At 46.1% G+C, this 12,359-nt stretch carries 13 protein-coding genes; 2 read left to right on the plus strand and 11 right to left on the minus strand.

The annotated features are described in order from the left end of the window. Positions 1-172 precede the first annotated feature (172 nt). From ACXHJ2_RS20665 to ACXHJ2_RS20690, 6 genes are all read right to left on the minus strand, one after another. Positions 173-1,675 (minus strand): HD-GYP domain-containing protein, encoded by a 1,503-nt coding sequence (locus ACXHJ2_RS20665; RefSeq protein WP_025676220.1) that lies wholly within the window; start codon positions 1,673-1,675, stop codon positions 173-175. A gap of 121 nt (positions 1,676-1,796) precedes the next feature. Next, a complete protein-coding gene (locus tag ACXHJ2_RS20670; RefSeq protein WP_165083492.1) occupies positions 1,797-2,675 on the minus strand; it encodes a (Fe-S)-binding protein in 879 nt (292 codons plus the stop codon). Between the two features lie 154 nt (positions 2,676-2,829). Further along, the gene (locus tag ACXHJ2_RS20675; protein WP_058830601.1) at positions 2,830-3,285 is read right to left on the minus strand and encodes a MarR family winged helix-turn-helix transcriptional regulator; all 456 of its coding nucleotides are present in this window, start codon (positions 3,283-3,285) and stop codon (positions 2,830-2,832) included. 719 nt (positions 3,286-4,004) lie between these two features. Next, positions 4,005-4,313 (minus strand): LexA family transcriptional regulator, encoded by a 309-nt coding sequence (locus ACXHJ2_RS20680; protein ID WP_058830602.1) that lies wholly within the window; start codon positions 4,311-4,313, stop codon positions 4,005-4,007. A 99-nt stretch (positions 4,314-4,412) separates the two neighbouring features. Continuing rightward, positions 4,413-4,535 (minus strand): hypothetical protein, encoded by a 123-nt coding sequence (locus tag ACXHJ2_RS20685; protein ID WP_255305280.1) that lies wholly within the window; start codon positions 4,533-4,535, stop codon positions 4,413-4,415. A gap of 339 nt (positions 4,536-4,874) precedes the next feature. Further along, entirely contained in the window at positions 4,875-5,207 is a 333-nt protein-coding gene (locus ACXHJ2_RS20690) for a hypothetical protein (RefSeq protein ID WP_013369166.1), read from the minus strand. Positions 5,208-5,349: 142 nt separating this feature from the next. Here ACXHJ2_RS20690 and ACXHJ2_RS20695 point away from each other — a divergent pair, with 142 nt between their 5' ends. Continuing rightward, positions 5,350-5,718 (plus strand): VOC family protein, encoded by a 369-nt coding sequence (locus ACXHJ2_RS20695; protein WP_025676223.1) that lies wholly within the window; start codon positions 5,350-5,352, stop codon positions 5,716-5,718. On the opposite strand, the gene ACXHJ2_RS20700 is transcribed toward ACXHJ2_RS20695, so the two are convergent. From ACXHJ2_RS20700 to ACXHJ2_RS20710, 3 genes are all read right to left on the minus strand, one after another. Then, the gene (locus ACXHJ2_RS20700; RefSeq protein WP_165083490.1) at positions 5,703-7,367 is read right to left on the minus strand and encodes a CoA-disulfide reductase; all 1,665 of its coding nucleotides are present in this window, start codon (positions 7,365-7,367) and stop codon (positions 5,703-5,705) included. The genes ACXHJ2_RS20695 and ACXHJ2_RS20700 overlap by 16 nt on opposite strands. Positions 7,368-7,563: 196 nt before the next feature. Beyond that, on the minus strand, positions 7,564-8,856 hold the full coding sequence (locus ACXHJ2_RS20705; protein WP_165083488.1) for a homocysteine synthase: 1,293 nt from the start codon (positions 8,854-8,856) through the stop codon (positions 7,564-7,566). A 156-nt stretch (positions 8,857-9,012) separates the two neighbouring features. Continuing rightward, entirely contained in the window at positions 9,013-9,651 is a 639-nt protein-coding gene (locus ACXHJ2_RS20710; protein ID WP_165083540.1) for a flavin reductase family protein, read from the minus strand. A 106-nt stretch (positions 9,652-9,757) separates the two neighbouring features. On the opposite strand from ACXHJ2_RS20710, the gene ACXHJ2_RS20715 reads away from it, so the two are divergent. Further along, the gene (locus ACXHJ2_RS20715) at positions 9,758-10,447 is read left to right on the plus strand and encodes an ArsR/SmtB family transcription factor (protein ID WP_165083486.1); all 690 of its coding nucleotides are present in this window, start codon (positions 9,758-9,760) and stop codon (positions 10,445-10,447) included. Positions 10,448-10,458: 11 nt separating this feature from the next. Here ACXHJ2_RS20715 and ACXHJ2_RS20720 read toward each other — a convergent pair whose 3' ends face one another. Beyond that, a complete protein-coding gene (locus tag ACXHJ2_RS20720; protein ID WP_165083484.1) occupies positions 10,459-11,625 on the minus strand; it encodes a hypothetical protein in 1,167 nt (388 codons plus the stop codon). 58 nt (positions 11,626-11,683) lie between these two features. Further along, positions 11,684-12,283, minus strand: coding sequence for a dienelactone hydrolase family protein (locus ACXHJ2_RS20725; RefSeq protein ID WP_165083482.1), 600 nt, complete (start codon positions 12,281-12,283; stop codon positions 11,684-11,686). Between the last annotated feature and the right edge of the window lie 76 nt (positions 12,284-12,359).

Here is a 12,359-nt window from a genome sequence, read left to right on the forward strand (position 1 = left end):
ATTCACACTCCCATTGCGCAAGAAATTGGATGCCAGGCCTATGCTAGCCGATTTTGCCTTACTCGTACATCATAACATGAAGCCCCATCTTTCGACATATCCAAAGAGGCTTGCGTGTGTGTATAAAAAAAGCGAACCGCAACGGCTCGCCCTAGTGGGAGTATCTATAGAGTCAGCTTAGAATGCCTTTGTTCCGGCGCCACTCCTTGACAAATAATTCGGCAAAGTAAGGGTCCCACTGGGTTCCTTTACCCTCTTCCAATATCATAACCGCCTTCTCTTCCTTCATCCCTTTCCGATAAGGGCGATCCGACGTCATCGCATCATAGGCATCTGCTACGGCTATGATTCGCCCAAATAGAGGAATATCTTCCCCGGAGAGCTGATCAGGGTATCCCTTGCCATCGTAACGCTCATGATGCGAGCGTACCCCAGGCAGATAAGGGGCCATAGCATAAGCCGGCTCCACTTGCCGAAGAATACTCTCCCCCATAACCGGATGCATTTTAATCTGGTCAAACTCCTCGTCCGTCAGCTTGCCATCCTTAAACAGCACAGCGTCAGCCACACCGATTTTACCGATATCATGCAGCAAGGCTGTTTTACGCAGCAAGTCAAGGTCCGTCTCGCTCAAACCGCCCTTTCGTCCAATGAGTACAGAGTATTCAGCCACGCGCAACGAATGTCCTGCGGTATAGGCATCCCGCGCATCCAGCGCTGCAGCCAAAGTGGCAAAATAACTGTCTAATAGCTGACCGTTCTTTTCCTCTCGTTCCTTCAGGCCCTCGATCATCATGTTAAATCCTTCGACAAGCTCCGCAAATTCGTCCGAATACAAGTCACTGGCGTTACTATTCAGGCGGCCTTCCTTCACTTCATTCATTTTTTCCAACAAGTGATGGATGGGCTGTTCAATTTCACGGGTCAGCAATCTGCCCCCCAGATAAGCAAAAGCTACACCAAATATTAAAATCGTACCCGCCCATGCCCAATAGGAGCCGGAATCCGTCGCTTCCAAACGTTCCAGCCGAATCTGTGTAGCTAAACAAAACAGAAACAGAGGAAAAGCACCAATTAACGTTGCACTTAACTGAAATTTATGCCGCAGTGATAGCAGAACTCGACCTCGCAGGGACAAGCTCAATCCATATTGCTGGTAGGTTCGATCTCGAATTTCCTCCAGTAGCGGTTTGATTGCTCTCATGGTCAGAAAAAATTCAACCAGTGCATGCATGGAAGCGACCAGACAAGCTCCTATACAGGCGATTCCTACATAATAAAAAGGAAAGGTAAGTTGTCCAGTATGTATCATCCATAATGCAATAACGGCTGCCGGGATAGAGAAGCCTAACAAATGCGGCCCAACAATACGCAAAACTGACAAATTAGGCAGATGGTGAACCCGAATGTACACCGCTTCTACATCCTTGAGCGTCTCCTGGTTTCCTTGAAAAAAACGATGAACAGGTCTTAAATGCATTCGAAACACTATGGTTTCACAAACAATCATAATGACGCTGGAAAATGCAACAATTTTGACAAGACCCAGAAGCTCATAGTGGGCTACATTTAACGTGGAAAATACAAAAATCATACATACCAGTAGTACAGCAATAAATGAACCTATAATATAGTTCAGGATAACATGCTGAATAAAGCGCTTATAGATCGGCAAAATGCTACCCCTTCTTTCATCCGTACGCTCATAAGATATCTTTGTATTCAATATCGGAGTTCAGCCGTCAAAAGTTAACCTTCTTGCTTGAGCAATTTGCATAAATCCTAGGAAAATAACACTAGCGAACGGTCCGCATCGGATTGCGGCTTTCGCAGGGCACCTTGGTCTGGCAAAGTCCGCAGCCGGCACCCGATTCAGCCTCACCGCCGTTTAACACGGCCCACTTTCGGGATTCCTCACCATACACAAATTTCATGCAGGCGATTTTGTCATGACCACCTTCCTTGCTGATGGCCTGCACAGGGCAGCGAGTAATGCACACACCGCAAATGCCTTTGCTGCACAGCAGGCAGTTTCCGGTATGGCTCAGGTTCGAGGACACCCTGACATCAGGCGGCACCTGCAGATCCGTTACAACAGACAGCAGGCGGATGGCAATTCCTTTTTCGGTGATGAAGCCATCGTTGATACTGAAGGTGCCGAGACCGGCTGCATACGCGACATGTCTTTCCGACCAGTTAGAGACTGGTCCACCTGTGGCACCGTGGATGTTGTACCAATCCGTATCCAGTGGTGCCACCGCTCGGTAACCAAGTCCATTCAGATATTCCGCCAAATGCTGCCTTGCCGACCGCACAAAATATTCATCGCCAAAGGTCCGCAGCAGCGCCCACTCTCTGGAGGCTCTTGCTTTTTGCACACGGTTGGCCTTGCGGATCGTCTCACTGATCGGCAGCACAACACTGACAACGGTGCCTCCATCAAAGCTTCCTGTGCCGAATGTCCGTTCGAAGGCCTCCTGCGGCGTAGCATGGTCGGAGCCCACCACTGTTTTATACTGCTCAAACAAAGGATCATTGGCCTCTGCAAATTGAATAATAGGTTCCTCGTAGTACGGGCTCTGTAATTCTTCGCAGAAATTGCCCTTGTCTTCACTCACATAGGCTTTCATCTCGGCTGCGATAAGTTCTTTCATGTCCGGTACGGGCGTTACCATCCTATCCACATCCCTCTTCTTAAGTTATTGTGAATTCTCTCGACTTCCTGGCGGATACCTGTTGACCGATGAATGGCTGCGTTACACATCTGAACCCTTTTCCGTGTATATACAAGAATAAATCAGTATGCCTCCCTTATTAGGCGAAGGCTAATCACAGTCTCAGTTTTTCAATTTTAGATAACAGTGCGGTCAATATCTGCAAATCGGCACTTCCCAGTGACTCCTGTAAAAATAACTGCGCCTCCTCCCAGAGCTCTGCTGCATCGTTATATAGTGCTTTTCCACTCTTCGTCAGGGTAAGGCAGCGGTTCCGGCTTCCCTCGGCGGATGTATCCTCCACATACCCGCTTTGTTCCAGTGCCTTCAAATTGCGCACAAGCGTGGTTCGGTCGAGTCGCATCTCCAATGCTAATTCGCTTACACTTACCGGTCCCAGTACCGTTAAATGCTTGAGCAGCGAAAACTGGCTGATATTGAGTCCACTTGGAGCCAGATACTGGTCATACAGCCCTGTTACAGCCATCGAGGCACGACGCAGATTAATGCATGTGCAGACTGAGGGCGAGTTATTCTGTGATGTTTTTTTGTCTTTCCTTGAGGCAGTCATAGTTCTTAATTTCCTTCCATCTTTTCGTGTAACTACACTATTTCAAAATTCGGGTGCTTTGTCAGAGCAATTTATCACAGTCTCCATTCTCTGCAAATGCAAATGAGTCTAATTCATTGCAGAAAGTGCATTATTTCCAGTCTACAATCAAAAAAAACCATAAATACCTTGCGTTTTAGAATTAAGCTTGTTATACTAATAAAGTATGTATTAACCCCATAGGATTCCACGCAAGAAGCTATACTCCTAATACCGCATGGAGCTTCTCCAAATTTTATGTATAACCCTAATGTAGAATTTTGAGCTTTTGCCGAAGATTTTCACATTCACACTGGCGCGGTCATCGGAGCCGCAAGGACGAAAGAGAGGTAGGGCTTTTGTCGTTTGGAAAATGAACAGAGGAATCAGACTGCCCCTTATGAACATGCTGACCATATAATACAAGGTAGCAGGGGTTAAATATATATTATGCCGTCAAACGATGAAGTTTGATCAGGCCGTGCAGTATACGCAAGCTGCACACATCCTCCGGATGATCCCCGGGGGATTTTTTATATACGGAAAACGTATCTATGAACAAAAAAGTGACCCTGCCGATACATCGACAGGGCCTATAGCTTGATCAAAAAGGGGTTAATAGGGTCATTATAGTCTTGCTTTCTTAAAACTAAATGATATGCACCTTAAAAACTCATTAATTTTCCAGCTATATATCGCTGCTAATAATTCGTCCAATATTCCGTACTACCAGACTGTATCGTTTGGGTAGTAGGGCGTCCAGCTTCCACTTGGGCAGGCTTGTAGGTGGAAGGACGCTCCCATCCTTCCAGTAACACAATATGCTGGGTACCTGTGTTATTTTCCCATGTGATATATCGCTCTTGTTCCATATGCCGCAATGCGGCTGTAATTTCAGAATTTCGCCTACCCGTTTTTGCTGACAATTCAGCCATTGTAGGCATGTGGCGATGCTGGGCAAAATAATTATACAAAATACGCAGTAACTTCCGTTCCAAATCCGGCAACATTATTATCCCTCCTGCAAAGAACGTATGTTCCCATTATAACATATAAAAATGCACCCTCCTACTGGAAGATGCATACGGGCTTGTATGCCCATGCTGAATTTAGTTTTTTTCCTTCTCCTGACGACCGATAGAGCGCAACCACCAAGAGATTCCTCCAACACTTCCAAGTGCCAGAACCGTCAAGAAAATAATATAAAACAAATGAAATGCACGATCACTCATGGCAATCGCCTCCTCACTTTATGTATACACTTTCCAGCTAAGCCTGTAAACCTCTTTTTGATCCCACAATCACATTTTCGCCAAACATTTGACAATACATACTTGCTTGGGATGCATCGGTGCACACTTATTAAAAATGGTTAATATCAAATAGGAGACAGATCAAGGAGGTTATCGAATATGAAGTTTCTATTGATCGTGATCATCATTGTGCTGATCGTTGTTTTGCTCATGAGAAGACGTAGATGAACGAAAACATCCTGTATCGTTAACTAAGAATACAAAAAGGGCTTTCGGTACATCACCGAAAGCCTTTGTTCATCTGAGGTTAAGGCTGAACTACGCCTTGTTCCTTTTGCTATATTTAATAAAAGCAATCACAAGCGCTACAGCAAACAATATTCCGCTGACTACCCATGTGGTCAGAAACGCCATACCCAGACCGACATTAGCCCCCATGGTCGGGTGCTTCATAGCAGTAAACACCGAGCCCTGCATCATAAATATGGTACAGAACAAAACAATGGGTGCCAAAATAATCGTGCTTGCGGTCTTCCGACTACCAGATACTGCAATCACACACAGAGCAGAAATCACCAAGATCACCCAATAGATAACTGCTTCCCAAATCGCTGAAGTGCCCACCTGTTCGACCTCTTTTCTATCCATCATATATGCCTCTTCTATTGTAACAGACGTCACACAGTGAACCAAGCCATAAATTTAATCAGAAAAGGGGTAAACCCTGCCGACAATGTAAATAATGTATGGTAGCAGACAGCCCTACATAGAAGAAATGAGAGGATTGGATCCCATGAGAAGTGCAAGTCCTTTTGTCATTGTAAACGATGTGCAGCAATCGGTTGACTACTACCAATCTGTTTTAGGCGGGAAAATCAAAGTACTGAACAAGCAAGAAGGCAAGCTTTTACATGCCGAACTGCACCTAGGTAGCAGTCATATCCATTTCTCCGATTCCTACGGTAAACCGCTGAAAGCACAGCATGTCCAAATCATTCTCGACTGTGAGAGTGAGGATGAGCTTAAACAGGCTTACTACTCACTATCAGAAAAAGGTACCATCACTGTAGAGTTACAAGATACCTTCTTTGGTGCGCTGCACGGCGAAGTAACGGATCATCTTAATCAGATTGGATGGGTGATGAACTATTTTAAAAGATGACCACGTTTAGCTATAACCGAATACGTTTTGTAGCCACCATCAACGTTCCTTACCCGATAGCCCGATTGGGTCAGAATTCTGGCCGCTAGATAGCCACGCAGCCCGACTTGGCAGGATACCGCGATCTCCAGATCACGAGGAATTTCCGACATCCGCTCTCTGATCTCGGCCAGAGGAATATGCATGGAACCTGGAATGGTTCCTCCCTGTAGCTCCACCGCATCCCGGACATCAATAACAAGACCACCATTGCGGTGGAAATCGTCAACTTCATGCCATTGTATCGTCTGAACCAGCCCATCCATAATATTCGCAGCTACGTATCCCGCCATATTCACAGGATCTTTAGCTGAAGAATAAGGAGGTGCATAAGCAAGTTCGATATCTGCCAATTCACGGACATTCAAATGACCGCGAATCGCCGTCGCAATAACATCAATCCTTTTGTCCGCGCCATCAGCCCCAACAGCCTGCGCCCCGTAGATCATCCCAGTCTCCGGATGAAAGAGCAGCTTCATCGAAATGGGTGACGCGCCAGGATAATAACCGGCATGTGAACCGGGATGAATATGAATAGCCTGATAAGGAACAGCCAGTCGCTGCAATGTTTTTTCATTGTTGCCTGTAGAAGCTGCGGTCAATGCAAAGGTCTTAATTACGGATGTTCCGAGCGCACCATCATAGGAAATCGCCTGACCATTAATATGATCTGCGGCCAAACGCCCCTGCCGATTGGCTCCCCAGGCCAGCGATACCATCGTTGCAAACCCATGATTGCGGTCTTTGACCTGGATGGCATCCCCTACCGCATAAATGGACGGATCACTGGTTTGCAGCTGAGCATTCACCTGAATGGCACCGCGAAAACCTAGTTCCAATCCGCATTGCTTGGCCAGCTCATTTTCAGGCACAACACCAATCGCCAGAATAACCAGGTCCGTCTGAAGCATCTCCCCGGAAGTCAAACGGAGCTGTGTACCCTGTTCTTCAAAAGCTGCGACTCCTTCCTCTAAACGCACCTCCACCCCGTTCAGCTTCACATGCTGTTCCACCAGTTTAGCCATTTCGGGGTCAAGCGGATTCAACAATTGTTGTCCCTTATCCATGATGGTTACTGCAAGTCCACGCTCCCGCAAATTTTCAGCCATCTCCAGCCCAACAAACCCGGCCCCGATTACCGTGGCATGCTTGGGATGCCTTTCATCTACATATGCCTTAATAAGGTCGGTGTCATGAATGTTTCTTAACGTAAATACATTTGTAGCTTCATGTAATCCGGGAATATCCGGTATCATCGGTTTGGCTCCCGGCGATAATACCACAATATCGTATGGCTGCTCATCCGTCTCTCCTGTGATCATATCGCGATAATGGACAAGCTTATGCTCGCGTTCTATTTGTATTACTTCTTTTTGCACCCGTACATCTATATTAAAACGGTCTCTAATGCCTTGAGGCGTCTGGAGAAACAGCTTCTCCCGCGCCTGGATTGTCCCCCCAATATAGTAGGGAAGGCCACAGTTTGCAAAAGAAACATGCTCACCGCGTTCAAATAGAATAATCTCGTCTTCCTCACTCCATCTACGCAATCTTGCCGCAGCAGAAGCTCCACCTGCTACCCCGCCAATAATAATTATTTTCCTACTCAATTTCTTCCCCTCCTTATATACCCTATGGGGTATAATATATACCTATGGGGGTATGTTGTCAACATACAAAAAAGGCGAAGGTTGCCCCCCGCCTGATCAAACTCTGAATGAAAACCGATCGGAATCAAAAATCACTTGCGAATGCTACAAAACTTCCCTAACTCACTGGGCCTAACAAGACGCCAACTACTGTTTGTTATTGTTGACTGGCCGCGATTGCCTGCTCCAGATCATACAAAATATCGTCTATCGCTTCGGTCCCAACAGATAAACGTAACAGCTCCGGTTTGACTCCGGCAGCTACCTGTTCCTCTGCATTCAGTTGCTGGTGAGTCGTGCTTGCCGGATGAATAATCAAAGACTTGGAATCGCCCACATTCGCCAGATGAGAAAACAGCTTTACATTCGCAATCAGCTTGCTTCCCGCCTGGCTCCCGCCTTTGATACCAAAGGTCAGAATTGCCCCTTGTCCTTTTGGCAAATATTTTTGGGCTAACTCGTAGGATGGATGGCTCGGCAATCCGGCATAGCTGACCCACTCCACATCCTTGTGACTTTCGAGATATTGCGCTACCTTCAGGGCGTTCTGACTATGTCTTTCCACCCGCAGATGCAATGTTTCCAAGCCTTGAAGCAGCAGCCATGAATTGAACGGAGAAATGGCTGCTCCCAAGTCACGCAGCAATTGCACCCGTGCCTTGATAATATACGCAATAGGTCCCACCGCCTCGGTGTATACAACCCCATGGTAGCTCGGGTCCGGCTCAGTCAGTCCTGGAAAACGGCCACTCGCTTTCCAGTCAAACTTGCCGCTGTCCACAATCACTCCGCCAATAGACGTACCGTGTCCGCCAATAAACTTTGTTGCCGAATGCACAACAATGTCCGCTCCATATTCGATAGGACGCAATAAATAAGGGCTCGGGAACGTGTTATCCACAATCAGCGGAATACCATATTCGTGCGCAATCGCAGATACTGCTTCCACATCCAGCACATTGCCCTGTGGATTGCCAATCGTTTCGGCAAAGATGGCCTTCGTTTTATCCGTAATGGCATGACGAAAATTCTCTGGATCATCCGAATCGACAAAATGCACCTTAATACCCAATTTGGGCAGTGTGGTAGAAAACAGATTATATGTACCGCCATACAGGCTGGAGGCTGATACAATTTCATCTCCAGCTCCCGCAATGTTCAGAATGGAGAAGGAAATCGCCGCCATTCCCGAAGCTGTGGCCAACGCGCCAGCCCCGCCTTCCAGTGCGGCGATCCGTTGTTCGAACACATCCGTGGTCGGATTCATCAGACGCGTATAAATGTTGCCAAATTCTTTCAGCGAGAACAAATCAGCCGCATGCTCGGCATCCCGAAATCCATATGAAGTGGTTTGGTACAACGGAACGGCGCGGGAAAAGGTAGTAGGATCAATCTCTTGTCCGGCATGGACAGCGAGGGTTTCGAATGACAGCTTGCGTTCATCTGACATGATTATTTCCTCCCTTGTTATTACGTGCTGTATGAATCGTCTCTTCCTGTATGCGTAGTCATGGATGATTTTTCAATTATTCTCGCATAAAACGAACGATTTGGGAAGATAATTCTCATTATTCAGGTAGGATATTATCATTTTATTTAAAGCATTTCAGGTTTCGGATCGGAAGGTTTTGCCCAAATGCTCACCCAGACCAAAATAATGGCGGAAATTATAGATGAGCGGACTCCACTTTGCCGGATCAATATGATTCTCACCGAGGATGATATCCTGATGAACATGCACCTGTATGGCTTGGGTTTCGACGATCGCAAAATAAGGAGAATGGTCAGGAATCCGGACTTCCTTCACCTTTGCTTCGATTTGAATAGGGCACTCCCTGATTCGGGCGGGCTTGACCCTATTCGAGTCAATCGCAGTCAGTCCGCTGATCTCATACTTGTCTTTTTGATATGTAAATCCATGTTTCTCTTTTTCCACTGGAACGGGATTCTTACCTGTAAAAGGAGCCAAACGCTCTACATTTTCCCACATGGAAGGCCCAGGAACATTGATTACACATTCAGAATGCCGCTCCATATTTTCTAGTGCTTTGCCACCTGTTCCAATGCCTAGTACCACACAATCTCCTAATGCCCACGAGGAGGAAATAGGGCTAATATTGGTCGTTCCATCCTCATTCAGCGTGTTGAGTAAAATCACAGGGGTTCCGTAATATAAAATGCTAGGGGTTATCGTTTTTATACTTGGGCTGTAGTTCATCTGATTTATTTGATTTATTTGATTCATTTGGTCCATGTTCTCTTCTCCTTCTGTTCAGATCTGCCTCCTTATTGTAAAATGTAAACATTTCAACCTTCATCGAAGTATGGATTACTAAGGGGGATACCGTGCCATGAGCACCAAATCAAATGTAGCCATGATTGCTTCTCTCGTAAGTGAGCCTTCCCGGGCAACCATTCTCACCGCTCTATTAGATGGCAGATTTCACACGGCAAGTGAATTAGCCCATATGGCAGGTATCAAACCGCAAACCGCCAGCTTCCATCTGGCTAAAATGACCGAGGCACAAGTCGTTACCGTAGAAAAACAAGGTCGGCACCGTTACTATGGCATTCAAGACCCCGAGGTTGCCCAGGTGATGGAGTCACTTTTATCCATAGCTCCACCTGTTCCAATCAAGTCATTCAAACAAGCCTCCGAAAACGAGGCCATACGGTTGGCAAGAACTTGCTACGATCATGTTGCGGGTCATTTAGGCGTACAAATCATGAGTTTTTTCATTCAAAGGGGGATTCTTTCCGAGGATCAGGACGGACTTCATATTACCCAACAAGGAGAGATTTTCTTCGCTGACTTTCAGATAGACCTCAAGAACACAAGACAAAAGCGTCGCTCCTTCTCACATAAATGCCTGGATTGGAGTGAACGACGCCATCACCTTGCCGGTGCTTTAGGAAGTGCTCTTCTGGACAGATTATTCGAATTACATTGGGTCGAGCATCTGCCCACAACCCGAGCGATACGCATTACAGCCGAGGGTAAAAGAGGTTTTAAAGAGGTATTTTCGATAGAGATCGGCTAGATAATCATAGTCTAATGCTTTTCTTGTTCTGTATTGGATGTTATGACCGGAGACAAGGACCTTTGTTTTCTGGTCAATGGCCGGACATAGGCATAATTGTTTTTTGGAGCCTTTCCTTTTGCCACACCTGCCTTATATCCTCCAGCAGCAGCCGGAATGGCAACCAAAGTCCCATAGGTTCTCATCGCCCGTTCAATTGGGAAAGATACAGAACGCGTTCCATCGGTAGATCCGGCAAAATGAACCGCGGCTGCATAATTGTTCAACCGATCGTTACTGTCATTCAGCCATACGGAACCCGAATCTCCAGGTCCAGTTCGCCCCTGGGTAAAACGAACGACGGTTTGATCACGGAAAATCTTGATTCCCGAATCGCCCCTCACTCTTTGCTCCACGCCAATCGCCTCCACAACTCCTCTGGCGAAGCCGTTTGTTTTAGCCATTCTTTTAAACGTCATCCCCAGACGATAGCTCAATAAGTGCCCAGGTACGGTAATGAGACCACCACTTTGGTTAATCAGATACCTCGGATTAAGCAGACTATTTGAATTGGCAATAGCTATGGCAGAGTCCTGAAAGTTAACACCTGTCGTAGTAAGCGGGACAAATTGAAAAGCTCTCCCGATCTGATCCGCCGTTCTACCCCCATCTGCCGGAGAAGGCTGAATGGTATTGTGAAATTGGCTTGTATTCGTCGGGACTAGAACATGGGCATTACTCAAAATAAACAAAGTATTATTCTTAATAACAATGAGTCCTCCGGTCCCTCCTGCAGTGGTGGGAACCGTTGTTCCTACACTGACTGCACCGGGCACGGGGCGCCATCTTTGGCGAGGGTTTGTTTGGGTAGGCATCGCCGCTTCCCTTTTGAAGGAACCCACACCTAAAATTCGGATAGGTATCGCAGAAGCCCGACTTATATTTTGGGTTACTGCCTGCAATTTGGTTTGCGACACAGCCGAAAGATTTCTCAAGGTGTATAACACAATCGCAGCACCCTTTGCCGGTCTATTGGGATCAGCATAACCTACTCCAATCCCTGTTACTCCGTTTCGCTTTAGCATCGTTCGCCAAATCCGACTCTTCAACTTGAAAGCTTGATAAAAGGTAGCCACAGCCACATGCATCTCCTTTTCATAGTCAATGATGTATATACATATGACTAATCGGCACATCATGACTGTACGTTTCCCCAGAACAGTGAAAAAGGTGTGGGCTAGAAGCAAACGACTACTTTTATTGATCAACCTTCCTGAAGAACTCTACCATTTCGTTAAATGATTGCTGCGCTGAGTGTACGTGATATCGGGGAGAGTAGGGGTCACTGAATCCGTGCTGTCCGTTGAATTTATGTACCCGGATATTATAGTTGTCTAAAGTTGAAATGAGCTCATCCACATTAAATGATTTTTCTTCCTGCGGGAAAAAAAGCAGTGTTGGACAATGTGGAGTTATTTCCAAATAATTTCGAATACGAGAGCCATAGTATCCTACGATTCCATCAGCATATTTTTCTTTGCTACACAACCAGGCAATCGTTGCCCCGATGCTAAATCCGACGATAAATACCTTTTTATAGCGAGCTCGAATACTTAATAATACCCTTTCGATATGATAGGAAGCGCGTTCAAATCCTACATTCCCCATAAAATGGGCATAGGCCGCCTCCTCTTGCGAATAATCAAAAGGCGTTTCTTTGCCTATCAAATTTGGACAAATGACGTCATAACCCTGACCCGATAATAAACTACAAAAATTTTGTATATGCTGGTTAATCCCATAAATCTCATGCAGCACGACAATTAGGGTGTCCGATTTTTTATCTATGCTTATCATGTTGCTCCCCCAAACAGGTTTGAATATGGTAAAACAAATCCTCCGGATACATATATTTATACTTAGCGCCACTTCT

The organism is Paenibacillus sp. ALE3 (genome assembly GCF_054113405.1).